We start from the raw sequence: 26,399 nt of genomic DNA, 5'->3' as shown, positions 1-26,399 counted from the left end.
CGCATGCATACAGGTGCAACCGCCCGTGGCGCAGACGGTAGCAGGTTGCCGTGGGCTATTGCGCGGCCTGGATCAGCGCGTCGACATCGAGCAGATGGCCAGCGCGTTCGGCCTTGGTGCGCAGGTACTGCTCGTTCTCGGCGGTGATGTCGCCGGTGACCGGCACGCAGTCGACGACGTCGATGCCGGCATTGCGCAGGCGCTGGGCCTTGGTCGGGTTGTTGCTGAGCAGCTGCACGCGGCTCACGCCCAGGCCCTGCAGCATCGCCACGGCACTGCCATAGCGGCGCTCATCGGCACCGAAGCCGAGCTGGGCATCGGCGTCGATCGTGTCCAGGCCGTCGTGCTGGTACCCGTAGGCGCGCATCTTCGCGGCGATGCCGGTACCACGGCCTTCCTGGTCCAGGTACAGCAGCACGCCGCCGCCAAGCTCTTTGAGCTTGCGCAGGCCGCGCCGCAGCTGGTCGCCGCAGTCGCACTTGAGCGAGCCGAACAGATCGCCGGTCAGGCAGGAGGAATGCACGCGCACCGGCACCACGGCGGACAGATCCGGGGTGCCCACGATGATCGCGACCTGGTCACGCTGGGCCACGCCGCCGCGGAACACCGCGAATTCGGTCATCCCGACCTCGCGCAGCGGCACCGGCGAGCGGGCCACCAGTTCATACGCATGCGCGGCCTGTTCGGCGCCCTGGCTCAGGTCGCACAGCGAGACCTGCGCACAGTCGTCGAAGCGGCGGTCATCGGCGGTCAGCAGCACGCCGACCATCGCCGGCAACAGCAGGCCGAGGCGGGCGATCTCCACCGCGCCATCGTCCAGCGCTTCGCCACCGGTCCAGCCCGGCGGCATCGCACCCGGGTCGCGCAGGTAGCTGAGCGAGGGCAGGGCATCGAAGTCGATGCCGGCCAGCGGCACGCGCGCGCCACGTTCGGCACTTACCCCGAGCACGCGGGCGCGGGTGGCGGTGAGGAACAGGTAGTGGCGATCTTCCGCGGCCGCCGCAAAGGCGCTGAAGCTGGTGCGGGTGCTGCTGTCCAGTGCGATGAACGCCAGGCGCTGGCCGTGGCCATCGTCGATCACCACCGGGCGGCCGGCACGCAGTTCGGCCACCGCGCGCTCGCAGCGGATCGCGGCCGGGTCGCCGAACAGGGAAGAAGCAGGGGACATGTCAGGGGCCGTGGGGGACATCGTGGTTTCCACAGTGGGGACGGATCGCGGCGATTCAATCGCACCAAGGGCGCGACGCTGCGTCGCAGTCAGTGCGGATGGTCCTCGGTGGCATAGGGGTCGTCCTCGCCGCTCTGCGGTGGGCGCAGCGTATAGCGCTTGTAGGTCCACTGATACTGCGCCGGATCGCGCCGGGCGATGCGCTCGATGCCGGCATTGAGGGCGGTGGCCGCGGTGCGCGGGTCGGGATCGGCCACGGCAGGCGAGGTGGCTTCAATATGCAGGGCGAACTCCATGCCCGGGCCGATCCGCTCGCACCAGCCGTACAGCACGGTCGCGCCGGTGCGCTCGGCCAGCCGGTTGACCAGGGTCATGGTCAGCGCCTCTACCCCGAAGAACGGCGCGAACACGCCGTCGCCGGCCTTGGGCTGCTGGTCGGGCAGGATGCCGGTGGCGCCGCCGTCCTTGAGCACCTTGAACAACTGGCGCACGGCCGGGCCTTCGGCGCGCACCTGCTGCACGTTGTCGCCGCCGCGGACCAGCTGCAGGAAGGCATCGCCCACTTCCTCATCCGGCGCCTTGTAGACGATCGCGATCGGCCCGCGCGAGGCCAGCCACTGGTTGAGCAGCTCCCAGTTGCCGTAATGCGGGGCCGCCACGATCACGCCCTTGCCGGCGGCCAGGGCTGCGTCGTACAGCGCCTCGCCGTGGCGCTCGGTCAGGCGGGCCAGGTTGCGATCACGTGGCTGGGTCCACAGGCGCAGGGTCTCGATGGCCTGCAGCGCGGTCGAGCGCAGCACCTCGCGGTGGAGCACGGTCCGCTCGGCCTCGCCCATCTCGGGGTAGGCCAGCTCGAGGTTGCGACGGGTGACGCGGCTCTCACGGGCATTGAGACGTATCCACAGCCAGGCCAGCAGGGAGGCGAAGGCACGCAGCCAGGACCAGGGCAGGCGGGTGAACAGGGCAGCGGCGCGGTAGGCCAGGCGGGCAGTGGTGTGCGGTTTCATCACTGCAAAGTCTAGCCGCTGGCGGCCAGCCTGTCGGCGCGCGGGCGCGTTAAGGTAGTCCGCCTTCAGTTGCGGAGCCCTGCCCATGCTTGTTCTGATCCAGCGCGTCAGCGAGGCCAGCGTCCGTGTCGAGGGGGCCGTGATCGGCCAGATCGGGCACGGTCTGCTGGCCCTGGTGGGCATGGAACCGGGCGACACCGAGGCCCAGATCGGGCGCATGGCCGATCGCCTGCTTGGTTACCGTGTGTTTGGCGATGAGGCCGGAAAAATGAACCGGTCGCTGCGTGATACCGGCGGCGGATTGCTGCTGGTCAGCCAATTCACCCTGGCGGCCGACACATCCAGCGGGATGCGGCCGGGCTTCAGTACCGCCGCGCCGCCGGCGGAGGCTGAACGCGGATTCAACCGACTGGTCGAGATCTGCAGACAAAAACACGCCCCGGGGGTGGAAACCGGCCAGTTTGGTGCCCATATGGTTGTCAGCCTGGTCAACGATGGTCCAGTGACCTTCCTGCTCAGACCCTAGCCCCGGGACCACCGCCCGGGAACGCGGGGCGCCGGGCTGGTATAATGCTAGGTTCTATTCCCTCTCCCAGCCGGTGGCGCGAGCACTACATGGCCAACGAACGTCCTGCCCAGCAAAACGACATCAAGCTTCTGATCAGCAAGGGCCTGGAACAGGGCTACCTGACCTACGCCGAAGTCAATGATCACCTGCCCGACGACATCGTCGATCCGGAGCAGATTGAAGACATCATCGGCATGATCAACGGCATGGGCATCGATGTCCATGAAGTTGCTCCCGATGCAGAAACCCTGTTGCTCAACGATGGCAACACCGGCAACCGCGAAGTCGATGACACCGCGGCCGAAGAAGCTGCCGCCGCGCTGAGCGCGCTCGACACCGAAGGTGGTCGCACCACCGACCCGGTGCGCATGTACATGCGCGAAATGGGTACCGTCGAGCTGCTGACCCGCGAAGGCGAAATCGCCATCGCCAAGCGCATCGAAGAAGGCCTGGGCCAGGTCCAGGCCGCACTCGGCACCTTCCCGGTGTCGGTGGAATCGCTGCTGGCCGACTACGACGCGCACAAGGAAGGCAAGAAGCGCCTGGCCGAAGTGATCGTCGGCTTCAACGACCTCGTCGAAGAAGTCCCGGCCCCGGCCGTGGCCGAAGACACCAGCGACGACGCTGACGATGACGCCGATGAAGAAGATGACGGCGACGACGTCGAGGAAGAGGCCGGCCCGACCGGTCCGGATCCGGAAGAAGTCGCACGCCGCATGCAGGCCCTGAGCGACGCGTATACCGCGTTCAAGAAGGCCGCTGCCAAGGGCGACCGCAAGCCGCTGGCCAAGCTGCGCGACGACATGGCCGCCGTGTTCGTGACCCTGAAGCTGCCGTTGCCGCTGACCGATGTGCTGGTCAAGCAGCTGCGCGACGTCATGGCCTCGATCAAGTCCCACGAACGCCGCGTGCTGAACCTGGCGACCGTGACCGCGCGCATGCCGCGCAAGGACTTCATCCGCTCGTGGGAAGGCAACCAGACCAACCTGGAGTGGGTGGAAGACGCACTGAAGCGCAAGCAGAAGTGGTCCTCGGCCCTGCGTGACGTGAAGGATCAGATCATCGCCGAACAGCAGGCGACGATCGACATCGAGAAGACCACCTGGCTGGAACTGGACGAGCTGAAGGAAATCAGCCGCGCCATGGCCTACGGTGAAGCGCGTGCGCGCAAGGCCAAGAAGGAAATGGTCGAAGCCAACCTGCGCCTGGTCATCTCGATCGCCAAGAAGTACACCAACCGCGGCCTGCAGTTCCTCGACCTCATCCAGGAAGGCAACATCGGCCTGATGAAGGCCGTGGACAAGTTCGAATACCGCCGTGGTTACAAGTTCTCCACGTATGCGACCTGGTGGATCCGCCAGGCCATCACCCGTTCGATCGCCGATCAGGCGCGCACCATCCGTATCCCGGTGCACATGATCGAAACGATCAACAAGTTGAACCGCATTTCCCGTCAGATGCTCCAGCAGTATGGCCGCGAGGCTACGCCGGAGGAGCTGGCCAAGGAAATGGACATGCCGGAAGACAAGATCCGCAAGGTGATGAAGATCGCCAAGGAGCCGATCTCGATGGAAACCCCGATCGGCGACGACGAGGATTCCCATCTGGGCGACTTCATCGAGGACACCAACGTGGAGTCCCCGATCGAGAACACCACCAACATCAACTTGTCTGAAACCGTGCGTGACGTGCTGGCCGGCCTCACCCCGAGGGAAGCCAAGGTGCTGCGCATGCGCTTCGGCATCGACATGAACACTGACCACACCCTCGAGGAAGTGGGCAAGCAGTTCGACGTCACCCGCGAGCGTATCCGCCAGATCGAAGCGAAGGCGCTGCGCAAGCTGCGTCATCCGAGCCGGTCCGAGCAGCTGCGCAGTTTCCTGGATATCGATTGATCGATACCGGCGCATCGCGTTGAAACCCGACAGACCCCGCGCAAGCGGGGTTTGTTTTTTGGGGCGGGTGGCGGCGCGTGGTGTACTCGAGCCTAGCGGCGGCGCAGCGGATGGAGGGGTGTTCGACGGGGTCGGGATCGCCAGGCTGATTTGGTGATTTCGTTGCGTGTTGCGTAACTTAATTACGGATTTTTTCTCGGTGTTCTCCGGGGTGATGTTATTTCAATCAATGGCTTATATGTTTAACTGGGTTGCGGTTCGCCGAAGATTGGCGTATAGATTTGTAACTTAACTCGTCCCGAAACTCAGGCCATGGCCCGTCCCCGTACCGTCCAGCTCCAGACGCTGTTCGACAACCTGCCTGCCGGCGAGGTCGTATCAGCTGCCGATCTCGTCGATCGCCTGGGGGTTACCCGGACAACGTTGAGTCGTCTTGTCGCCGAGGCCGGGGACCGCGTGGTGCGACTTGGCCGCACCCGCGCCACGGCCTATGCCGTCCGCCAGCAGACCGCCGCGGGCAGCGAGTGGCCGCTGTTCCGGCTGGGGCCGGACGCCACCCTTGAAGAACTAGGCACGGTCGTGGCACTCACGGGCGAGACCTTCCACGTGGCGACCACCGCCGCACGCCCCAATCTGACCCGTTCGCCAGACGAGACCGTCGACGGCCACTTCCCGGGGCTGCCGTGGTACCTGGACGACCTGCGCCCGCAGGGCTTCCTCGGTCGCACCTTCGCGCATCGTCGCGGGCGTGACCTGGGCGTCCCCGACGACCTCAATCGATGGCAATTGGGTGACACCCTGCAGGCGCTGGTGCGTGCAGGCGGCACCGAGATCGGTGATCTCCTGCTGGGCGGCGATGCCGTGCAGATGGCGTTGCGCGCGCTCGATGCGCCTGGCGATCATGTCCTGCCCGGGCAGCGCGCACGTCGTTATCCCGAGCGCGCGGCGGCGGCACTGGAAGGCGAAGACGTCGGATCGTCGCCGGGTGGCGAGCAGCCGAAGTTCACTGCCACGGTGGAGCATGAGGGAGGGCGCTATGCGGCGCTGGTGAAGTTCGCGCAGCCCACCGCAGGCGAGGCCGCAGAACGCTGGGCAGACCTGCTGGTCTGCGAGCACCTCGCCCTGCAGTGCCTGCGCGACGCGGGCGTGCCGGCAGCAGCGTCCGAGATCCTCCAGACCGACACGCACACGTTCCTGGAAGTGCAGCGCTTCGACCGCACTGTCGACGTGCTCGGCCGGCGTGGCTTCGTCTCGCTGCTGGCGCTGTCCTCGGCCTTCGCTGGTGACGTGACCGTGGACTGGGGGACGGCTGCCGACGCGCTGCTGACGCAGGGCTGGGTCGATCGCGACGCGCAGGCCGCGATGGGAAGGCTGCACGCGTTCGGCCGACTCATCGGCAACAGCGACATGCATCAGGGCAATCTGGGTTTCCACCTGGTCGATCGCGGCCCGCTGCCGTTGGCGCCCGCGTATGACATGCTGCCGATGTCACTGGCACCCTCGCGCACAGGGGTGCTGCGTGCGGCTGCGCCGCTCGCCTCCATCGCGCCGGAGCGCAGCGGCCAGCTCGCACACCTGCACTGGGCAGCGCCGCTGGCAGTGGACTACTGGCAACGTGTGGCCGGTTCGGCGCTGCTGCGCTCGGGCGTGCTGCGTGACCTGGCGGCGGAGAATGCGCGTCGGGTGCAGGCGATGGGGCAGCGTTTCGGCTGATGTGACGGTCTGCAGTGGAAAGCGCCTGCGGGCCTCCACTACACTGTGCGGCCGCAAGGGCCTATAGCTCAACGGTTAGAGCAGAGGACTCATAATCCTTTGGTTGAAGGTTCGAATCCTTCTGGGCCCACCATCGAATCAGGCACCTGGCATCAACCGTACTGCCGATTCGCAGGTGCGGCAGCTTCTTCCATAGTCACGGCGACGCACTTCTTTTGTCGAGAAGGTGATTTGCGAGTTGCTTGCCGCGGCGCAATTGGGTGCCGTCCAGACCAGCTGCGGCATTGTTCAAGAACGAGGCGCCATAGCGACTTGAACCTGTGCGGAAGTATGCTTCCGCGTATGCATAGGCCATGACCGGGTCTTTCGAGGCCAATGTGCCGTTCTTGTAGATGTCGCTCAAACGCACATATGCGTTTGATTCGCCGGCCGCTCCCGCGGACTCGAGGAATCTGACGGTGTTCTGCTTGTAGTCACGGATCAGATCCGGATCCAGCGAGTTATGTTCGTCTTCAAAAATCCTCGAAGCGTATAGCGCGTAATCGAGCTGGGCGCGGATGTTTCCATGCTCGGCGGCATGGGTGATCGCGGTGAACACCTCTTCACGACTCAGCGGCTCAAGCCAAAGATCCTTGCAGAGCTCGTCGGTCGTACTCCTGACGTGGCCCGTGGTGGCGGAGGCCTCGCGATCAATCTGACAACGCAGATTTGTTTCAACCAGTTCGTATGTCGTCGTGGCACTGGCATCGGCAGGATGCTCGTCGCCTGCCTTCGCCGAAGGCCTGGTCGCCTGGTCCATCAGGCCCGGCGTTCCGGATGCTTCCTGATCTGATCGCGCAGCCGGGTCAGAGGCTTTAGATACTTCGTCAGCAGTGTTTGGCAAGGGCGTGGAATTTTGCCGGATAAGCGATAGTCCAGCGGTTCCTGACAACGCGACAACCATGACAGACGCCACTACAACTACCTTGCGTTTCATCGTGTATCCGGTCCCCTGAAAACCCAGCGTCGGCTGAGCGTAGATTCATAAGGCATCTGCTGCTCTCAGCATGCTGCGGCCAGGATCGGATGCCAACAGCCATGAGCCCGTGGGCCGTGCGGCATTGAAGGTTTCACCGGAAACTTCTGCCGCGACGTCCCGCACTGCATATGAAATCGCATGGAATAGGAATATACAAAAATAGAAGCACAGGACATTTCGTTATTGTTAAGTGTGTGTCAACTATCGTTCCGCCCCGGTTTGCGGCGCCAGTAATGGCTTTGCCGATTTCGCGATGTGGTTTTTCGCATCGCTTCCTGTGCGCGTGGCGATAGTGAAGCGCAGTTTTCCATCGGCCTTGTGTCGATGGCTTTCAGAGAGGTTGATTCATGAAGTTTCTCATTATCCCGGCAGCCCTTGCCGTGACATTGCTTGTGTCCGGTTGCACAACCAGCAGCTGGATCCAGGCGGCCGGTGGCGTGATGCAGGCAAAGGATGACTATGACAAGCAGGCGCGCAACCGGCGCCTCCGCGATGCCAACGCGGCGGCAGCACGTGCGCGCCGGCAGTGAGCGCCGCCCCCATGACCCAGGCGATCCTGCTGGCGTGTGGTGTCTGCGCGAGTCTGTCCGCATGCATGCCCAGCGTTCTTCAATATGACCGCGGCAATCCGGTCGTGATGAGTTCGCTGCAGCAGGGGGCGAGCCGCGAGTCGGTCCTGAGCGCCGCGGGACGGCCGCAGGACGCAATGGTGCTCCCCGGCATCAACGGCGTCTGTTACAACTATCTCCTGCGCAACCGCGGCAACAGCTCGCCCTACTATGTGGCCTTCAACGCGCAGGGGCGCGTGGTCAACGCAGGCTATATCGCCTGCGAGAAGGCTCTCGCTGCCGGGTACCTGGATTCCAGTGAGCCGATCAAGCCGCGCTACTGATTGAACGACAACGCGATGCGCACGCGCGTCATCGCAACAGCGATGGCGCCTGGTCGATCCGCCACGAACCATTCAACGCAAGCACCACCGCGAACGTTCCGCACAGCAACACGTCGGCCTCGTTGTTCTCGCGCAGGGAGCGATCCGCCCCCGGCAGCATGAGTACCTCCATCTCGCCGATGAACGCATGCCGCTCGTGATGTCGGGCGCGGACCATCACGCGATACGGCCCGCACAGTGTGCGCACCACCGGACGGCTGCCTGCGGCCCGTGCCGCCTTGATCAGGTCGATCACGTTGCCGCGCGGCATGCGCCAGACGATCCGCTCGGGTTGGCCGAACCACTCCAGCGCCTTCACCTCGCGGGTGTGAAGGGCGCGCTTGGGGGGCGTGCGGCTCAAGGCCAGCGCTGCGCGACGGCTGCGCAAGGCAATCCACAGCATGCTGCCCACGATGAACAGCCCGGCGGCCAGCAGGTACACGAACACCAGCCCAAACCAGGGTGAGCTGTTGGGGATACCGAACAGCATGGCAAAGAAGATGAGCAGCATCATCCCCTTGAGCCACTCGACCTTGGTGTTCCTTGTCGCCATGCCGGATCCCTTGAGACACCCGCAACACGCGGGGAGCCGGCCATTCTGACCCGGCAGGGGGCGCTCGTCAGCGGTTGGGTGGCTTCTTTCGCAGGCTGAGGACGACGATGGCGATCACCGCTGCGATAGCGACCGGGATGAGCATCAAGCCGACGATGATGATCCAATGGTAGATACTGAAACTGCCCATGCGTAAGACCTTCCGTTGGTTGCTTCAATCCTACTATCTTGTCAGTAGGCGGCATCGGGAACTGGGTGGTGGCGCCCATAAGCCGGAACGAACTCCCGCACGGCGCCTTTGGTCCCCGTGTCATTCGGCAGGTGTCGCGGTGCCGGCGCCTTGCTAAAACATCCGTCAACCACCTCTCAGGCCATGGATGATGAAGCGACGCTACTCAATGCTGTGCGGCTGCCTGGTAACGCTGCTCCCCGCGGTTACGTACGCGGCTGTGGACCTTACGGCGCTGGACAAGGACATGGTCGGCCCACGCACCGAGGTCCTCGTGCTGGGCAGCGTGCACCTGAGCGAGCACGAGGCCTTCGATCCCAAGGCGCTGGATCCGCTGCTGGACAGGCTGGCGGCCTTCAAGCCCGGCTACATCACCATCGAAGCCATCAGCGGCGAGCAGTGCGATCTGGCCAAGCGCCATGCGGCGGTCTACGGCGATGACTACTGCGCCAGCACGGACACCGCGAAGACGGCCACGGGATTGGAGGTGCCGGCGGCGATCGTACAGGTCAACAGGACGTTGGCGGCCTGGCCGGCTGCCCCCACCGCCGCGCAGCGTCGCCAACTGGCCGCCCTGTTCCTTGCCGCTGGCGAACGGGCGTCTGCCTACGTGCAGTGGCTGCAGCTGCCCGTGGCCGAGCGACGCGCGGGCGACGGCCTGGACGGCAGCCTCGTCGAGCTGCTCAAGCAGATTCAAACGCGCAAGAACGAGAGCTACCAGATCGCTGCGGTCCTGGCCGCGCGGCTCGGTCTGCAGCGCGTGTACGCCGTCGACGACCATACCGGTGACAATCACCAGATCGCCGACCGCAAGGCGTTCAGCGCCGCGCTCCAGCAGGCGTGGAGTGGGTATGGCCCCACGTTCGATGCCATGACGGAACGCGAAGCGGCCTTCATCGCGTCCAACGATCTGCTCTCGCTGTATCGCAGCGTCAACGATCCCGCGGCGCTGCAGGTGCTCGCCGAGTCCAACGTGCGCCCGACACTGGCCGCCGTGTCACCGCAGCACTACCCCCAGATCTGGGTGCAGGGCTGGGAAATCCGCAATCTGCGCATGGTCGCCAACATTCTCGAGGTTGTGCGTGACCACCCCGGTTCCCGCGTCCTGTCCATCGTCGGCGCTTCGCACAAGCCCTGGTTTGATGGTTGGCTGGGGCAGGTCTCGGGGGTGGATATCGTGGAGGCACAGGACGTTCTCAAGGAGTAGGAGGGCACCGCAGCACCCTCCACGCTGCCTCAGAACCGATAGCCGACTTCCGCACCGACGATGCGCGGGCGGTCGATGGGACCGTAGTAGTTGCCGTCACGGCCGAACGCCAGGTTGTCGAAGATCAACCCGTTGATGCGCCGCTTGTTGGTCAGGTTGTCGACGTACACGCGCGTGCTCCACGGCCCGGTTTCATAGCCGAGCTGCACGCCGAGGATGGCCACAGCCGGCTGGTAGGCGCGATTGCGTTCGTCCAGCGCCATGCGGCCATTGAACGATGACTCCACGCGCGCGAACAGCCCGGAGCGGTGCTGGTAGCGTGCGGCAAGATACGCCGTGTACTGCGGAGTGAGTTTGACGTCGTTGCCGGCCAGGCTTTCATTGGCGCCGACGAACAGCTTGCGGTACTCGGCGTCCACGTAGCCCGCGTTGGCGGTCAGCGTCAGGCCTGGCAGCACCTCCAGCGCGCCTTCCAGCTCCACACCGCGCGAGCGGATGGACGCATCCGAGCCTACGTAGTCCGAGGAAATCGGCCGGCCGTTGGCATCGGTGGCCAGCTGGATTTCCTGCCAGTTGTCCGAGGTGATGTGGAACACCGCGCCACCGATATGCCCGCGCCCGCCGAGCACGTTCATCTTGAAGCCGAGCTCGTGGCTCCACATCATTTCCGATTCGTAGCGCAGCACTTTGTCGTTGACGACGTCGCTCTGCGCGGCCGCCAGATTGAAGCCGCCCGGAATGTAGCCCTTGGCGGATGCGGCGTAGAACGAGAGCGTGTCGCTGGCGTCGTAGCGCAGTGACACGCGTGGCAGCGTGGCAGTGAAGGTGTGTGCGAGCTCGGCATCGCGATAGAACACCAGGCCGCCCGGGCCCAGATCGAGCGTGCCTTCGCGCTGGCGGGTGGAGCGCTTGGCCTGCTCATGGCGCAGGCCAACGCTGGCGGTCAGTTTCGGCAGCGAGGGTGGGGTGTAGCTGGCCGTGCCGAACACGCTGTAGTCCTGGCCATCCGAGCCCTGCAGCGGAGCGAGGTCATAGCTGCCCAGGCCGCGCAACGGCGGGCCGACCAGCGTGCCCAGGATGGAGTCCTTGTGGTGCCGGTAGGTGGAGATGCCGGCGATGTAGGTCAGGGCCTGATCGCTGGGGGAGCTGAAGCGCAGCTCGCCGTTCCAGCTGTGCTGTTTGTCGTAGATGCGGCCGGCCAGCGCGGGTGTGGCGGTCATGTCGAAGTCGTAGCCGGCGGAGGTGTCCTCCTCTTGGCGGTAGGACAGGGCCGCATCCAGAGTGCCGCCGGACAATTGCCATTGCGCGCTGGTGCCGGCGACGGTTTCATTCCTGGTGGTGCGCTTGGGCGCATCGTTGATGTAGGTGAAGTCACCGGTACCACGGCGGCCGTTGTAGAGATCGCCATAGGTGCGGTTATACAGACCGACATCCAGCGGCAGATATTCGTACTCGAACATCCCGGGTGCACGCGTGCCCAGGTGATAGGCGATCGCATTGATGGCCAGCGTATCGGTCGGTTCCCAGCGCAGTTTGCCCTGCAGATAGGTCTCCTTGACCTTGCTTTTTACGCCATTGAACGGCGTGAGGTTCTTGAGGTGGCTGTCTTCGTCCGAGGCCATGAACGCCACCGAGCCGAACAACCGGTCGCTCTTGCCCAGCGCGCCGCCGAGGAAACCATCCACGCTGCTGCCGTGGCCGTTGCCGAACGAGGTGACGCCGACATTGACCTCGCCCTCGGTGGTGGCCGACGGTGCGCGCGTGCGCACCAGCACCAGGCCGGATTCGCTGTTGGCACCGTACAGCGTGCCCTGTGGCCCGCGCAGGATCTCCACCGACTCCACATGGTTCAACACCGCGTTGCTCAACTCGCGGAACGGAATGCCATCGATATAGACCGAGGCCCGGTTGACCAGAAACGGGTTGGACTCGATGCCGCGGATGGAGATGAACATGTCGCTGAGCTGACCCATCACGTTGAACTTCACGTTGGGGGCCAGCTTGTCCAGGTCGCGGAACTCGGTGACGTGCGCTTCTTTGAGGGCTTCGCGGTTGAGCACGGTGACCGACATGTCGCTCTTGAGGTACGGGGTAGCGCGTTTGCTGCCGGTTACTACGATGCCGTCCAGTTCGGTGGCCTTGGTAGCCGGGTTGGTCTGGGCATGGGCGGGTGCGCTGGGCAGCAACTGAAGCGCGGCGAGCACGGCGCCGGCAAGTACAGCGTGTTTCACGAGGAGCCTCTGGGGGTGGTGGCGCGCACCACGGTGATGGGGAGGAGTCGTGAATGTTATTGTGTAACAATGAGGTGCTGCCGCTCCATTCCCGGCAGGGCGGATCCAGAACTGGACACCTGATGACCTGCGCCACTGCCACGCCAGCGACAGCGGTGGCCGCCCGTGTGGCGGCCGAAGCCGGCCGTCCGCTGGACGCCTGCGTCGGCAGCGCCGACGGCTCGGTGCTGATGCTTCGCCACACGTTCGCCGCGGCGCAGGGCACGATGGGTGAGGGCGGTGCGTTGCGCATCGGGCTGCTCACGGCGGGCGGCGGTGCGTTGTATCAGCGCACGGCGCTCGGACGCATCGCGCAGCCTTGGCGCCCAGGCGCGTTCAATCTGGTGTTGCCGGACTGCCCGGGCGAATTCCGCAGCCCAGCGCTGGCGCTGCTGGGCCTGGCCATCGACGCGCGGCATCTGCAGGGGCACGACTTGCGCTTGGAGCAGCTGCATCGCGCAGCATCGGCGCTGCATGGGGACCCGGTGATCGCCTCGGTGATGGGGGCGCTATGGCACTGCGCTGAAGCGCATGCAGGCTCAGCCGCGTTCTTCGAGCACGGTGTCGATCTGGTGCTGAAGCGGTTGGCGGGACTTCCGATTGCGTCGCCCCCGACGCGACGCGCGTTGTCGCCAGCGCACGTCAAGCGCGTGCAGGAACTGATCGATGCCCATCTCGGCGATGACATGGGCGTTGCCCGCATGGCGCAGGAAGTCGGGCAGGAAGCCAGTGGCTTCAGTCGTGGCTTCCGGCTGGCGACCGGCATGACGCCCTACGCGTACCTCACCTGGCGCCGGATGGAAGCGGCCAAGCCGATGCTGCTGGCCGGCCGCAGCGTCACCGAGGTCGCCCTGGCGATGGGCTATGCCAACCCCGGCAAGTTCGCCGCGGCGTTCCGGCGGGTGACCGGGCAGGCACCGTCGCGCTGGGCAGGCAACGCGCGAGGTGAACTGGCTGGCCATGTTTGAGGCCATCGGAGGACTGCGCTATCCTGCGCGCCGCTTTCGCTGCCCCGGCAGGACCCTTGTGATGACGCCACCCTGATACCGCGTTGACGACGCGCCGGCCCTTGCGCTGGCTCAGGGAGTGCTTTGTCTTCATCACACAACGCGCCGTGCGCATCGCCGGTGCGTGGAGTCTGTCCATGTCTGTGTCCTATCCGCTGCGCCAGCAATGGCTCGGCAACATCCGCGGTGATCTGCTGTCCGGCGCCGTGGTCGCCCTCGCGCTGATTCCCGAAGCGATCGCGTTTTCCATCATTGCCGGGGTCGACCCCAAGGTCGGTCTGTACGCTTCGTTCTGCATCGCGGTGGTCACCGCCATCGCCGGCGGCCGGCCGGGCATGATCTCCGCGGCCACCGGCGCGATGGCGCTGGTGATGGTCGATCTGGTCCGCGACCACGGCCTGCAGTATCTGCTGGCCGCGACGATCCTGGCCGGGCTGCTGCAGATCGTCGCCGGCGCGCTCAAGCTGGGTGCCCTGATGCGCTTCGTCTCGCGCTCGGTGATCACCGGCTTCGTCAACGCGTTGGCCATCCTGATCTTCCTTGCGCAGTTGCCCGAGCTGATCGGGATGCCATGGACGGTGTACGCCGTGTGCGCGGCCGGTCTGGCGATCATCTACCTGCTGCCGCTGCTGACCCGCGCGGTGCCTTCGCCGCTGGTGGCGATCGTGGTGCTCACCGGGCTGTCGATCTGGCTGGGCCTGGACATCCGCACCGTCGGCGACATGGGCGCGCTGCCGGACAGCCTGCCGACCTTCCTGCTCCCCGATGTGCCGCTCACCTGGGAGACCCTGCGCATCCTGCTGCCGGTCTCGGCCACGCTGGCGGTGGTGGGGCTGCTGGAGTCGATGATGACCGCGCAGATCGTGGAAGACATGACCGACACCCCCAGCCAGCGCAACCGTGAGTGCGCTGGGCAGGGCCTGGCCAACATCACCGCCGGGCTGTTCGGCGGCATGGGTGGCTGCGCGATGATCGGGCAGTCGGTGATCAATGTGTCCTCCGGCGGCCGTGGCCGGTTGTCCTGCCTGGTGGCGGGCGTGCTGTTGCTGCTGCTGGTGGTCTACGGCGCGGAGTGGGTCCGGCAGATTCCGATGGCCGCGCTGGTCGCGGTGATGATCATGGTCAGCATCGGCACCTTCCACTGGCGCTCGTTCGCCGAGTTCCGGCTGCACCCGAAAAGCTCCTCGGTGGTGATGCTGGGCACGGTGGTCGTCACCGTGGCCACGCACGATCTGGCCAAGGGGGTGCTGACCGGGGTGCTGCTGTCGGCGCTGTTCTTCGCCCGCAAGGTGGGCCGGATGCTGGACATCGCCGAGGCCGACACGGCCGATGGCACCCGGGTCTACACGGTCAGCGGGCAGGTGTTCTTCGCCTCGGCCGGGCAGTTCGCGGCGGCCTTCGACCTGCTGCATGTGCCTGAGCGCGTGACCATCGATCTGAGCGGCGCGCACTTCTGGGACCTCAGCGCAGTGGGCGCGCTGGAACGGGTGACCGGCAAACTGCGCGCACGCGGGGCGCAGGTGGAGGTGATTGGACTCAATGCGGCCAGCCAGACACTGGTGGAGCGCCTGGGACACGGCGACCGCAGCACGGGCGTTCACTGAACACGGTCAGGATTCGGCACTCAATATCGCTGGCATGACGCCGTTATCCAGCTGAGTCCCTTCTCTGGGCCGGTGCCGTCGCGGTGCCGGCAGGCGATATCTGCACAGGGCAGGGCAGTGGCATCGATCCCCGCTGGCCGCGCCGTGATTGCACCGCGCGCGTGCCGGCCCGCAATGGACTGCGTGTTTCCGTGGCGGCGCATGCGTGCGCCCGCCGGTATGCCCTTTTTCCGGAACCGCCCCCATGCCCGTGTCCCGCCCCACTGCTTCCAAGCGCTCTGGCAGCATCGCCAACCGACTGATGCTGGGTACGGCGTTGATCGCCATGCTCTGCTTCGGTGTCACCGCTGCCATCAGCTATCGCGAAGCCAGCGCGTCGCTGGTGGATGCCTCCCGCCACACCATGCAGAGCGAGGCCCAGGCCGAAGCGCTGCGGGTGAGTGGTGATCTCTCCAGTGCTTTCGCCACCAGCCAGGCGCTGGCGCAGAACCTGCTGGTGCAGCGCGCTGCGGGAACGCTGTCGCGGGCGACGGTGTCTGCGGTGATCCACCAGCAGGTGCAGGTGCACCCGGAATGGGTGGGCTTCGGCACGTTGTGGGAACCCGACGCCTTCGATGGCAAGGATGCCGAGTTCGTCGGCGCCGAGGCACACGATGATACCGGCCGGTTCATGAGCTACTGGGCCTGGCACGACGGCGCGCCGATGCAGGATGCGCTGACCGGCTATGACGTGCCCGGCGATGGCGACTGGTATCTCAAGCCGAAGGCGCTCAAGCGGCAGACCGTCGCCGAGCCCTACACCTACGAGATCGGCGGTCAGAAGGTGCTGATGACCACGCTGTCCACCCCGGTGATCGATGACGGCAGCTTCCTCGGGGTCGTGACGGTGGACTTCGCCCTGGCCGCATTGCAGAAGCACCTCGCCGCGCTGCGCCCGATGGGCGAAGGCCATGTGGAACTGATCTCGCCCGGCGGCATCGTCCTGGCCGCGAAGGACGCCAACGAGATCGGCAAGCGTCGCGAGGATGCGCTGACCACGCAGGTACTGGCGGCGGTCAAGGCAGACAAGACCTTTGATGCCTTCGAGCCGGATGCGGCAGGCAACGTGAAGACCTACGTGCCGCTGCGCATCGGCGGCAGCGAGGAGCATTTCGCGCTGGGTGTGATCGTGCCGCATGCGCTGATCACCGCGCAGGCACGTGCGCTGCTGTGGATCATCCTGGCCGTTGGCCTGGGCGCGGCACTGGTGCTCAGCGGCAGCGTGTACGTGCTGCTGCGCCGTCAGGCGATCCGTCCGTTGGCCGATGCCGTCCGCCTGTCCGCAGACGTGGCCGAGGGGCGTCTGGATACACCGCTGCCGCCCGCGCGCAATGACGAAGTCGGCCGCCTGCTCGAATCGATGCAGCGCATGCGCAGCCAGCTGCGCGCAGTGATGGCCGCGCAGGGTGAGATGGCCCAGCGACATGAGGCGGGCGAGCTGAGTTACCGCATGGACGCGCAGACCTTCCCCGGCGAGTACGGCAAGATGGTGGAAGACACCAACCAGCTGGTGGGCGCCAACATCGCAGTCACCCGCCGCCTGGTCGAGGTGATGCAGCGCTACGCGGTCGGTGACCTGAGCCAGGACATGGACCGCCTGCCCGGCGAGCAGGCCGCTTTCACGGCTGCAATGGATACCACCAAGGCCAACCTGCGTGCCATCAATACCCAGATCGGGGATCTGGCCGGGGCGGCGGCGGTGGGTGATTTCAGCCAGCGTGGCGATGTGGTGCGCTTCGACCACGACTTCCGCGCGATGGTGGAAAACCTCAACACCATGATGCAGGTCAGCGATGACAACCTGCAGCAGATCTCCGCGCTGCTGCGCGCCATCGCCGCGGGTGATCTCACCGCACGCATGCGTGGTGAGTTCCATGGCGTGTTCGCCCGGATGCGTGACGATGCCGATACCACGGTGGCGCAGTTGACCGACATCGTCGGCCGGATCCAGCAGGCCACCGGCAGTATCAACCTCGCCGCCGGCGAGATCGCCGCGGGCAACAGCGACCTGTCGCGCCGCACCGAGCAGCAGGCTGCCAGCCTGGAAGAGACCGCCGCATCGATGGAGGAACTCACCTCCACGGTTCGCCAGAATGCCGACCACGCGGTGCAGGCCAACCAGCTCGCCGCCGGCGCTGCCGAGGTGGCTTCGCAGGGCGGTGTGGTGGTCGGCCAGGTGGTGACCACCATGGCGGGCATCGAGGCCTCGTCCAAGCGCATCGCCGAGATCATCTCGGTGATCGACGGCATCGCGTTCCAGACCAACATCCTGGCGCTGAACGCTGCGGTGGAAGCCGCGCGTGCCGGCGAACAGGGCCGCGGTTTCGCGGTGGTGGCCACGGAAGTCCGCGCACTGGCGCAGCGCTCCGCCGGGGCGGCCAAGGAAATCAAGACCTTGATCGACGACTCGGTCACTCAGGTCAGCGCGGGCTCGGCCCTGGTGCAGACCGCCGGCCGCACGATGGAAGAGATCGTCACCGGCGTGCGCCGGGTCAACGACATCATGGCCGAGATCTCGGCAGCCTCGAAGGAGCAGTCCGCCGGTATCGAACAAGTCAACCAGACCATCACCCAGATGGACGAGACCACCCAGCAGAATGCCGCGCTGGTGGAGGAAGCGACGGCGGCCGCGCGTGCGATGGAAGAGCAGGCGCAGCAGCTGGGCACGGCGGTGGCGATCTTCCGCCTGCAGGCCAGTGCGGCGGCGGCGGGCACACCGGCGCGTCGTGCCACGCCCGCGCGGACCGCTGCGCGCGTGCCCGCAGCAGCAGTGGTCGGCGAGGACTGGCAGACCTTCTGATCCGGACCGGCGCGCCGGTGCCAACGGCGCGCCGGCAGGGCCGGTTCACCCGGTGCTCACCGCCGGGCATTGGTAATCGGCGCTATTCTGTTTGCCGATGGTGAGCACATGACCTCTCGTTCCGACCGGCTCGGCCTGACCGCGTTGACTGCCCTGGTGGTCGGATCGATGATCGGCGCCGGCATCTTCTCACTGCCACAGAACATCGCGCGCAGCGCCGGCCCGGGTGTTGCCTTGATCGGCTGGATGATCAGTGGCCTGGGCATGTTGATGCTGGCCTTCGTGTTCCAGAATCTGGCCAACCGCAAGCCCGAGCTGGATACCGGTATCTACGCGTACGCGCGCGCCGGGTTCGGCGATTACATCGGCTTTTCCGCGGCGTGGGGCTACTGGGTCTGCTCGCTGCTCGGCAACGTCAGCTACTTCGTGCTGATCTTCAGCGGCCTGGGCTATTTCGTGCCGGCCTTCGGCGAGGGCAATACCTGGCAGGCGGTGGCATGCGCCTCCGTGCTGCTGTGGGCGATGCACGCAATGATCCTGCGTGGCATCCGCCAGGCCGCCTTGGTGAATGCGGTCGTCACCGTCGCCAAGATCGTGCCGATCGTGGTGTTTCTGATCATCGCCGCCGTGGGCTTCAAGGCCGATATCTTCACCGGCGAGTTCTGGGGCACGGCCGAACTGGGCAGCCTGGGTGAGCAGCTGCGGGGCATGATGCTGATCACGGTCTGGGTGTTCATCGGCATCGAGGGTGCCAGCATCTACTCGCGGCGCGCGGCCAGGCGTTCGGATGTCGGGCGCGCGACGATCATCGGGTTTGTGTGCGTGCTCGCGCTGCTGATGCTGGTCAACCTGCTGTCGATGGGCGTGCTGCGCCAGGAAGCGCTGGCACAGGCGCGCAATCCCTCGATGGCCTTCGTGCTGGAGGCCATCGTCGGGCCCTGGGGCGCCACGTTGATCATCATCGGCATGATCGTCTCGGTGCTGGGGGCATTGCTGGCATGGGTGCTGCTGTGCGCCGAAGTGCTGTATGCGGCGGCGGGGGATGGCACGATGCCGGCCTTCCTCGGGCGCGAGAACGCACGACAGGTTCCCGCCAACGCGCTGTGGCTCACCAACGGGCTGATCCAGTTGTTTCTGATCATCACCCTGTTCAGTGCCGGCACCTATACCAGCCTGGTGCTGCTGGGCGCATCGATGAGCCTGGTGCCCTATCTGTTCTCGGCCGGTTACGGTGCATTGCTGGCGCTACGCGGGGAAACCTATGGCGGGCAACCCGGGCTGCGGGTCCGCGATCTGCTGGTGGCCGGTCTGGCCACGGTATACGCGCTGTGGCTGGTCTATGCCGGTGGTCTGTCACAGGTGCTGCTGTCGGTGTTGCTGTACGCACCGGGCATCGCCATGTTCGCGGCCGCCAAGCACCAGCATGGGCAGCGGATATTCACCCGGGCGGAGCAGGTGATCGTGGCGGGCGTGATCGTCGTTGCCGGCTGGGCGGCGTGGGGTCTGTACCAGGGTGATCTACACCTGGCGTGAGCCCAACGGGATCGACTCAGCCCTCCCGATGGCCGCGCGCCTCCGGTTCGTTCAGCAGATCGATGGGTGTCTCAACACCGCGGCCGACGCTCCACAAAAAAGCCCGGTCAATGACCGGGCTCTTCATCCACGCCTGCGCGCTGCTTACCAGCGCATGCCGGCGAAGGGGTTCCAGCTGGTATCGCCCTTTACCTTTTCAAGGTAGTACGAATAGTTGGTGGTCAGCGCGATCAGCACCGACCAGGCCACACCGATCGCACGGCCGACCACGTCCGGCAGGAAGGCCACGACGACCATCAGCACCAGGGTGATGCCCAGGATCGTCAGCGCCTTGCGCCACATGCCCAGGATCAGCAGGTAGATCCAGCTGAAGAACAGGGCGAACAAGTTGAAGTTGACCTTGATCTTCTGGCCGAACGGCAGCGTCTTGTACGCGGCCTTGAAGGTCGGCGAATTGGGGGCGCCGTGCTGTTCGAAGAAGTTGAAGCGGAACTGCCACTTGGGGCTGTAGGGGGAAGCAGTGTTGGAATCCATATCCGAATCGTATGTTGAAAACGATTACATGATAGCCGCAAGCTCTTGATTACCGCCAATTTTTCGACGCTTTGCACGCCCCCTGTCAGGGACTGCGCGCACCGTCACACATTCGTCCCGGTTTTCCGATAGGGTGCGCAATCCGCGCGGCCGGAAGCCCCGCGGGTAATGAGAAGTCAACGAGATGCCAGACCATGTCCATTGATGTGATGACCCCCGATCGCCCGCAAGCAGGGCCGCAGATCACCCCGTGCCCGGTTGCCACCCAGGCACAACACCTGCTTGCCCAGCTGCAGTTTTCGCAGGTGAGCGCCCGCGCGCTGTCGCGCCTGCCGGTAGACACCGACCTGGCCATCGCCGCTACCGTCGCCTGAGCCGCTGCCGCACCCCGTCAACGCTGCCGGCCCGCCCCCTCCAGGGCGAAAAACTGCGCACCACTGGCGGCGCTTCCTCCTGCCGAGGCCATGGGGACCGGTCGCGTTGCGGCAGGGGGCTGATCGCCGCCGCCCGCAAGATGAATGGGCAGAAGCCCATGGCACAGGGCCTGCGCGCCCTTGGCCGCGAGAGGGCCTCCACTTGTCTCGATCCAAAAGCTGAATGCGGAGAAATCCCCGGTCCGCCCTTCGCGCGCACCTTACATTTCGCGCCATAGACTGAGCCGCATTTTTCGTCTCAAGCGGTTTGGAGAGTTCGTGGGTTCCGGTAGTCACAGACATACGCTGCGTGCCGGTCTCCGGCCTGCGCCGACAGGACGAATGCGTGCCATCGTGTACGCCGGGCTCAGGATGCCCCTTTCCACACTTGGCACCCCCGGCCTGGCACGCCCTGCACAGGGACACCGCGCATGAGTACCCAGACCCTGAACGCCCTGCTGGATGCCGGCCGGGCGACGTTGCCGGCCGAGTCGCCGTTGCCGATGCCCGAGCAGTCCCTGCGCGAAGGGCAGCTGCAGGTTCCGCGCCAGCGCACCTCGCCGCGGATGATCGGGCTGCGCCGTTTCTACATCCTGGGCGGTACCGCAGCCATGACCATCGCCGCCAGCCGGATGATGTGGAAGGTGCTCGCCGTTGATGGCATCAGTGTGCTGGAAGCCTGCCTGCTGGTGCTGTTCGTGGGCCTGTTCGCCTGGATCGCGTTGTCCTTCGCCGGGGCCGTGGCCGGCTTCCTGACCGCGGTATTCGATCGGGGCTACAAGCTCGGCATCGACCCGGATGCGCCGCTGCCGACCGTGCATACGCGCACCGCGCTGCTGATGCCGACCTACAACGAAGATCCGCGCCGGTTGCTGGCCGGGTTGCAGGCGATCTACGAGTCGGTGGCCGAGACCGGCCAGCTGGCGAATTTCGATTTCTACGTGCTCAGCGATACCCGGCGCGATGACATCGGCCAGGCCGAGGAAGCGGCCTTCCACGCCCTGTGCGACGCGGTGGGCGGCCATGACCGCATCTTCTATCGTCGCCGCGGCGACAACGGTGGCCGCAAGGCCGGCAACATCGCCGACTGGGTCCGCCGTTTCGGTGGCGCCTATCCGCAGATGCTGATCCTGGACGCCGACAGCCTGATGACCGGCGACACCATCGTGCGCCTGGTCGCCGGCATGGAGCACAACCCGGATGTGGGGCTGATCCAGACCCTGCCGGCGGTGGTCGGCGGGCGCACGCTGTTTGCCCGCATGCAGCAGTTCGGTGGCCGCGTGTACGGCCCGGTGATCGGCCGCGGCGTGGCGTGGTGGCATGGCGCGGAGAGCAACTACTGGGGCCACAACGCCATCATCCGCACCCAGGCCTTCGCCGAGCAGGCCGGCCTGCCGTCGCTGCCGGGCAAGGAGCCGTTTGGTGGGCATGTGCTCAGCCACGATTTCGTCGAGGCCGCCCTGATGCGCCGCGGCGGCTGGGCCACCCACATGGTGCCGTACCTGAAAGGCAGCTACGAGGAAGGCCCCCCCACCCTGACCGACCTGCTGGTGCGCGATCGTCGCTGGTGCCAGGGCAACCTGCAGCACGCCAAGGTGGTCGGTTCCAAAGGCCTGCATTGGGTCAGCCGCATGCACATGCTGGTCGGCATCGGGCACTACTTCACCGCGCCGATGTGGGCGATGCTGATGTTGATCGGCATTGCGATCCCGCTGTTCCAGGGCGGCATCGACCTCAATGAAGTGCTGCATCTCTCGCCCGGCGTGTACTGGCGCCACCAGGACGAGACCCAGGTGATCCGCATGTTCGCCATCACCATGGTGGTGCTGCTTTCGCCCAAGGTGCTCGGCTATCTGGCGATGCTGCTGGAGCCGGTTGAACGCCGTGGCTGCGGTGGCACGATCCGCGCGTTCATCTCGATGCTGCTGGAAACCATCCTCGCCGCGCTGATGGCGCCGGTGGTGATGTACGTGCAGTCGCGCGGTGTGGCCGAAGTGCTGGCCGGCAAGGACTCGGGCTGGGACGCGCAGCAGCGCGACGATGGCGGCGTGTCCTGGTTGGCGCTGACGCGTGGCTACGGCGGGCTGAGTGTGTTCGGCCTGTTCATGGGCGCGCTGGCCTATGCGGTCTCGCCCTCGCTGGCCGCATGGATGGCACCGGTGGTGATCGGCATGGTGCTGGCGATTCCGGTGGTGGGCTTCACCTCCTCGCGCACCGCTGGCGTCTGGATGCACCGGTTGGGCCTGATGGAAATCCCGGAAGAATCGGCCCCGCCGAAGGTGCTGGTGCGCGCGGCCGAGCTGCGCCGTGCTGCGGCCGAGGCACATCCCGCCGGCTGATCACGGCCATCCAGGCATCGCCCCCATTGCGGTGGGCCGCGGTCATAATGCGGCTTGAACGTACTGGAGCCGCCTGATGCTGGATACCGTGGAAAACGAAACCGGCGCCGACCCGCAGTGGTCGGTGCTGTGGCTGCATGGCCTGGGTGCCGATGGCCATGACTTCGCCCCGATCGTGCCCGAACTGGTGCGCCCGCACTGGCCGGCGATCCGCTTCGTGTTCCCGCATGCGCCGGTGCAGCCGATCACGATCAACAACGGCGTGCCGATGCGCGCCTGGTATGACATCGTCAGCATGGATTTCCGTTCGCGCGCGGACAGCGCCGGGGTGGACGCCTCGATCGTGGAACTGGAACTGCTGATCGAGCGCGAGGTCGCCCGCGGCATTCCGGCCGAACGGATCCTGCTGGCCGGCTTCTCGCAGGGCGGGGCGGTGATCCTCAGCGCGCTGCTGCGTCGCACCCGTCCGCTGGCCGGGCTGATCGCACTGTCGACCTATCTGCCGGATCCGGCCAAGGCGGCTGCCGCGCGCGTGGCCGATGCCATCAGCGTGCCGGTGTTCATGGCCCATGGCACCCAGGATCCGGTGATCCCGGTAGCGATCGCCGAGCACACCGCGCAGACGCTGAGCGCGCTCGGCCTGCCGGTGCAGTGGCACACCTACACGATGGCCCACCAGGTCTGCGCCGAGGAGCTGCAGGCGCTGGGCGACTGGCTCGAGGCGCGCTTCGCCGCCTGACGCCATGAGCGACCCGCGCCAGCAGTCCTGGTTGCCCGAGCTGTGCCGCCTGCCGCGCCTGGCGGCAATGCTGGGGTTGGCCGAGCTGGTGGTTGTCGTAGTGGCGCTGGCCCCCGATGGCAGTCGCCACTGGACGCTGCCGGACTTCCTGTCCGCCAGCGGCTTCGCGTTGTGGCTGGCGCTGGCAGTGACGGTCAGCCTGTGCAGCGTGCGCGCGGTGCTCTCGCGCCTGCCCGAAGTGCCGGGCATGGTGCTGGTGGTGCTGATGACCGGGCTGATCGCCGGTGCGTGCGCGGCGATCGTGCATGCGCTGTACGGCGTGCTCGGCGGCAGCAGCTTTGCCCAGGCGGTCGGCTTCTGGCGGTTCACGTTGGGCAGTGCGGCGATCACCGCGCTGATCACTGCCCTGGCGCTGCGCTACTTCTACGTCAGCGACCGCGGCAGCGCGCAGATGCTGGCCAACGCACGGGCCCAGGCCGATGCATTGCAGGCGCGGATCCGGCCGCACTTCCTGTTCAACAGCATGAACCTGATCGCCAGCCTGCTGCGGCGTGATCCGGAGGTGGCCGAGCGCGCGGTGCTGGATCTGTCCGATCTTTTCCGCGCCGCGCTCGGTGCCGGCGATGGCGATTCCACCCTGCAGGCCGAGTGCGAACTGGCCGAGCGCTATCTCTCGATCGAATCGCTACGGCTGGGCGAACGCCTGAAAGTGATCTGGCTGCGCGACGAGCCGCTGCCTTGGTCGTTGCCGATGCCGCGGCTGGTACTGCAGCCGCTGGTCGAAAATGCCGTACTGCATGGCATCTCGCGGGTGCCGGCGGGCGGCACGATCGTGCTTGCACTGTCCAGTGACGGCACGAATCTGCGCATCCGCGTGCGCAACCCGGCGCCGGATCCGGCCACGCGCGGGCTGCCGCTCCTGCAGGGGGCCGGGCATGCACAACGCAACATCGCCCATCGCCTGGCCTGGCGCTTCGGCCCGGCCGCGCGGATGACGGGGGCGTGGGCCGACGGCTACTATGCTTGCGAAATCACGGTCCCGGTCCAGTGAGGAAACTGTCTTGAAGGTGGTGATCGCCGACGACGAACCGCTGGCCCGCGAGCGCCTGCGCTCCCTGCTCGCTGACCAGGCCGGCATCGAGGTGGTGGCCGAGGCCGAGAACGGCGAACAGGCGCTGCACGCCTGCGCCGAGCTGCAACCGGACCTGGTCCTGCTCGACATCGCCATGCCCGGCCTGGACGGGCTGGAAGCCGCGCGCCATCTGGCCACCTTCGAGCCACGCCCGGCGGTGGTGTTCTGCACCGCATACGACGCGCATGCGCTGTCCGCGTTCGAGGCGGCCGCCATCGACTACCTGATGAAACCGGTGCGCCCCGAGCGCCTGGCGGCCGCGCTGGAGCGTGCGCGCACCTTCCTCGCCGGCCGCAGTGGCCCGGCGACCGCCGCCAGCCAGCAGGCGCGTACCCTGCTGTGCGCGCGCCTGCGCGGCAGCCTGCGGCTGATCCCGGTCGAGGACATCCACTACCTGCAGGCCGAAGAAAAATACGTCGTGGTGCACCACGCCCGCGGCGAAGACCTGCTGGAAGAGTCGCTGAAGTCGCTGGAAGAGGAATTCGGCAACCGCTTCGTGCGCATCCACCGCAATTGCCTGGTTGCCCGGCACGAACTGGTCGAGCTGCGACGAAATGGCGCAGGCCAGGTCCAGGCGGTATTGCGGCATGGCCACGGGCCGCTGGAAGTCAGCCGCCGTTGCGTGGCCAGCCTCAAGCAGGATCTCAAGTACCTCTAAGTGCGGGTGCGCCCGACCGTTGGTCGATACGCCCCTGTGCGTCGATAATGGCGCCATGAAGACCCTGCGCATCGCCACCCGAAAGAGCCCGCTTGCCCTGTGGCAGAGCGAATATGTTGCCGACCGCCTGCGCCAGGCGCATCCCGGTCTGGACGTGGTGCTGGTCCCGATGAGCACGCGCGGCGACGAGGTGCTGGATCGTTCGCTCGCCGCGATCGGCGGCAAGGGCCTGTTCCTGAAGGAACTGGAACTGGCCATGCTGCGTGGCGAAGCGGACTGTGCCGTGCACTCGCTCAAGGACGTGCCGATGGAGCTGGACGCGCCGTTCGCGCTGCCGGCGATGCTGACCCGTCATGACGCGGCCGATGGTTTCATCTCCAATCTGTACGCCTCGCTGGACGCGCTGCCGATCGGCGCGCGGGTAGGTACCTCGTCGCTGCGCCGCCAGGCCCAGCTGCGCGCGCTGCGCCCGGACCTGGAGCTGCAGGACCTGCGCGGCAACGTCAACACGCGCCTGGCCAAGCTGGACAACGGCGGCTACGACGCGATCGTGCTGGCCGTGGCGGGGCTGGAGCGGCTCGGCCTGGGCCACCGCATCGTGGCGCGGCTGGCGGCACCGGACTGGTTGCCGGCCCCGGCGCAGGGCGCGGTGACGGTGGAATGCAACGGTGAGGACGCGGCGGTGATGGGCCTGTTCGCGGCGCTGGACGATGCCGACACACGTGCCTGCGTGGAAGCCGAGCGCGCCATGAACCGTGCACTGCACGGCAGCTGCCACGTGCCGGTGGCCGGGTTCGCGCAATGGGAAGGCGAGAACCTGTTCCTGCAGGGCCTGGTCGGCGGGGTCGCCGATGGCCGCATCGTGCGCGCGGAAGCGCGTGGCCCGGCCAGTGATCCGGAGACGCTGGGCCAGCGCGTGGCGCGTGGCCTGCTGGATGCCGGTGCCGGGGAACTGCTCGCGGTGTAGTGGCGGGCGGAGGCGGGCAACCCCGGGCCCATGGGGGACCCCCAAGGCGGCCCGCCGCCGGCGCCACCGAGGGGT

23 protein-coding genes and 1 tRNA gene are annotated in these 26,399 nt (G+C 66.4%); 17 read left to right on the top strand and 7 right to left on the bottom strand.

Annotated elements, in window-relative coordinates:
• Positions 1 to 55: 55 nt before the first annotated feature.
• Entirely contained in the window at positions 56 to 1,189 is a 1,134-nt protein-coding gene (gene ribA, locus ABE422_RS10175) for a GTP cyclohydrolase II RibA (RefSeq protein ID WP_313209062.1), read from the bottom strand.
• A 68-nt stretch (positions 1,190 to 1,257) separates the two neighbouring features.
• Positions 1,258 to 2,175, bottom strand: coding sequence for a lauroyl acyltransferase (locus ABE422_RS10170; protein ID WP_313219504.1), 918 nt, complete (start codon positions 2,173 to 2,175; stop codon positions 1,258 to 1,260).
• An 85-nt stretch (positions 2,176 to 2,260) separates the two neighbouring features.
• On the opposite strand from ABE422_RS10170, the gene dtd reads away from it, so the two are divergent.
• The 4 genes from dtd (at position 2,261) to ABE422_RS10150 (ending at position 6,484) form a co-directional block, all read left to right on the top strand.
• On the top strand, positions 2,261 to 2,701 hold the full coding sequence (dtd, locus tag ABE422_RS10165) for a D-aminoacyl-tRNA deacylase (protein ID WP_313219505.1): 441 nt from the start codon (positions 2,261 to 2,263) through the stop codon (positions 2,699 to 2,701).
• 89 nt (positions 2,702 to 2,790) lie between these two features.
• Positions 2,791 to 4,638, top strand: a complete 1,848-nt coding sequence (gene rpoD, locus ABE422_RS10160) for an RNA polymerase sigma factor RpoD (protein WP_121040252.1) — start codon at positions 2,791 to 2,793, stop codon at positions 4,636 to 4,638.
• Between the two features lie 312 nt (positions 4,639 to 4,950).
• On the top strand, positions 4,951 to 6,351 hold the full coding sequence (yjjJ, locus tag ABE422_RS10155) for a type II toxin-antitoxin system HipA family toxin YjjJ (RefSeq protein WP_346482911.1): 1,401 nt from the start codon (positions 4,951 to 4,953) through the stop codon (positions 6,349 to 6,351).
• Between the two features lie 57 nt (positions 6,352 to 6,408).
• Positions 6,409 to 6,484, top strand: a tRNA-Ile gene (locus tag ABE422_RS10150).
• 63 nt (positions 6,485 to 6,547) lie between these two features.
• Here the strand turns inward: ABE422_RS10150 and ABE422_RS10145 are convergent.
• Complete coding sequence (locus tag ABE422_RS10145) at positions 6,548 to 7,327, bottom strand: hypothetical protein (RefSeq protein ID WP_313209077.1); 780 nt, start codon at positions 7,325 to 7,327, stop codon at positions 6,548 to 6,550.
• A 389-nt stretch (positions 7,328 to 7,716) separates the two neighbouring features.
• On the opposite strand from ABE422_RS10145, the gene ABE422_RS10140 reads away from it, so the two are divergent.
• Both ABE422_RS10140 and ABE422_RS10135 read left to right on the top strand, forming a co-directional pair.
• Complete coding sequence (locus ABE422_RS10140; protein WP_346481552.1) at positions 7,717 to 7,899, top strand: hypothetical protein; 183 nt, start codon at positions 7,717 to 7,719, stop codon at positions 7,897 to 7,899.
• Positions 7,900 to 7,910: 11 nt separating this feature from the next.
• Complete coding sequence (locus ABE422_RS10135; protein WP_313219521.1) at positions 7,911 to 8,261, top strand: hypothetical protein; 351 nt, start codon at positions 7,911 to 7,913, stop codon at positions 8,259 to 8,261.
• A 28-nt stretch (positions 8,262 to 8,289) separates the two neighbouring features.
• Here ABE422_RS10135 and ABE422_RS10130 read toward each other — a convergent pair whose 3' ends face one another.
• Together ABE422_RS10130 and ABE422_RS10125 are read right to left on the bottom strand one after the other, a co-directional pair.
• On the bottom strand, positions 8,290 to 8,814 hold the full coding sequence (locus ABE422_RS10130; protein WP_346482910.1) for a hypothetical protein: 525 nt from the start codon (positions 8,812 to 8,814) through the stop codon (positions 8,290 to 8,292).
• A gap of 106 nt (positions 8,815 to 8,920) precedes the next feature.
• A complete protein-coding gene (locus tag ABE422_RS10125; protein ID WP_302476396.1) occupies positions 8,921 to 9,043 on the bottom strand; it encodes a hypothetical protein in 123 nt (40 codons plus the stop codon).
• A 208-nt stretch (positions 9,044 to 9,251) separates the two neighbouring features.
• Between ABE422_RS10125 and ABE422_RS10120 the strand changes: the two genes are divergently transcribed.
• The gene (locus tag ABE422_RS10120; RefSeq protein ID WP_346482953.1) at positions 9,252 to 10,289 is read left to right on the top strand and encodes a DUF5694 domain-containing protein; all 1,038 of its coding nucleotides are present in this window, start codon (positions 9,252 to 9,254) and stop codon (positions 10,287 to 10,289) included.
• Positions 10,290 to 10,318: 29 nt separating this feature from the next.
• On the opposite strand, the gene ABE422_RS10115 is transcribed toward ABE422_RS10120, so the two are convergent.
• Positions 10,319 to 12,520 (bottom strand): TonB-dependent receptor, encoded by a 2,202-nt coding sequence (locus ABE422_RS10115; protein WP_346482909.1) that lies wholly within the window; start codon positions 12,518 to 12,520, stop codon positions 10,319 to 10,321.
• Between the two features lie 122 nt (positions 12,521 to 12,642).
• Between ABE422_RS10115 and ABE422_RS10110 the strand changes: the two genes are divergently transcribed.
• The 4 genes from ABE422_RS10110 (at position 12,643) to arcD (ending at position 19,542) form a co-directional block, all read left to right on the top strand.
• Entirely contained in the window at positions 12,643 to 13,527 is an 885-nt protein-coding gene (locus tag ABE422_RS10110; protein WP_346482908.1) for an AraC family transcriptional regulator, read from the top strand.
• 176 nt (positions 13,528 to 13,703) lie between these two features.
• On the top strand, positions 13,704 to 15,170 hold the full coding sequence (locus tag ABE422_RS10105) for a SulP family inorganic anion transporter (RefSeq protein ID WP_346482907.1): 1,467 nt from the start codon (positions 13,704 to 13,706) through the stop codon (positions 15,168 to 15,170).
• 244 nt (positions 15,171 to 15,414) lie between these two features.
• Complete coding sequence (locus tag ABE422_RS10100; RefSeq protein WP_346482906.1) at positions 15,415 to 18,009, top strand: methyl-accepting chemotaxis protein; 2,595 nt, start codon at positions 15,415 to 15,417, stop codon at positions 18,007 to 18,009.
• Positions 18,010 to 18,117: 108 nt separating this feature from the next.
• Positions 18,118 to 19,542 (top strand): arginine-ornithine antiporter, encoded by a 1,425-nt coding sequence (gene arcD, locus ABE422_RS10095; protein ID WP_346465805.1) that lies wholly within the window; start codon positions 18,118 to 18,120, stop codon positions 19,540 to 19,542.
• A 144-nt stretch (positions 19,543 to 19,686) separates the two neighbouring features.
• Here the strand turns inward: arcD and ABE422_RS10090 are convergent, their stop codons facing one another.
• Positions 19,687 to 20,076, bottom strand: coding sequence for a DUF2628 domain-containing protein (locus ABE422_RS10090; protein WP_313209085.1), 390 nt, complete (start codon positions 20,074 to 20,076; stop codon positions 19,687 to 19,689).
• A gap of 194 nt (positions 20,077 to 20,270) precedes the next feature.
• Here ABE422_RS10090 and ABE422_RS10085 point away from each other — a divergent pair, with 194 nt between their 5' ends.
• The 6 genes from ABE422_RS10085 (at position 20,271) to hemC (ending at position 26,324) form a co-directional block, all read left to right on the top strand.
• Positions 20,271 to 20,450, top strand: coding sequence for a hypothetical protein (locus tag ABE422_RS10085; RefSeq protein WP_313209086.1), 180 nt, complete (start codon positions 20,271 to 20,273; stop codon positions 20,448 to 20,450).
• A 470-nt stretch (positions 20,451 to 20,920) separates the two neighbouring features.
• The gene (gene mdoH, locus ABE422_RS10080) at positions 20,921 to 22,828 is read left to right on the top strand and encodes a glucans biosynthesis glucosyltransferase MdoH (protein ID WP_313209087.1); all 1,908 of its coding nucleotides are present in this window, start codon (positions 20,921 to 20,923) and stop codon (positions 22,826 to 22,828) included.
• 73 nt (positions 22,829 to 22,901) lie between these two features.
• Positions 22,902 to 23,567, top strand: coding sequence for a dienelactone hydrolase family protein (locus ABE422_RS10075; protein WP_282257418.1), 666 nt, complete (start codon positions 22,902 to 22,904; stop codon positions 23,565 to 23,567).
• Positions 23,568 to 23,571: 4 nt separating this feature from the next.
• Positions 23,572 to 24,618: a histidine kinase gene (locus ABE422_RS10070; protein ID WP_313219528.1), complete on the top strand. Its 1,047-nt coding sequence runs from the start codon at positions 23,572 to 23,574 to the stop codon at positions 24,616 to 24,618.
• Between the two features lie 10 nt (positions 24,619 to 24,628).
• On the top strand, positions 24,629 to 25,357 hold the full coding sequence (locus ABE422_RS10065) for a LytTR family DNA-binding domain-containing protein (RefSeq protein WP_313219529.1): 729 nt from the start codon (positions 24,629 to 24,631) through the stop codon (positions 25,355 to 25,357).
• A gap of 55 nt (positions 25,358 to 25,412) precedes the next feature.
• The gene (gene hemC / locus ABE422_RS10060; RefSeq protein WP_346462917.1) at positions 25,413 to 26,324 is read left to right on the top strand and encodes a hydroxymethylbilane synthase; all 912 of its coding nucleotides are present in this window, start codon (positions 25,413 to 25,415) and stop codon (positions 26,322 to 26,324) included.
• Positions 26,325 to 26,399 lie beyond the last annotated feature (75 nt).

This window comes from Stenotrophomonas sp. TWI1151 (genome assembly GCF_039673135.1).
Taxonomy (GTDB): domain Bacteria; phylum Pseudomonadota; class Gammaproteobacteria; order Xanthomonadales; family Xanthomonadaceae; genus Stenotrophomonas.
This window is presented reverse-complemented; position numbering and strand designations above follow the sequence as displayed.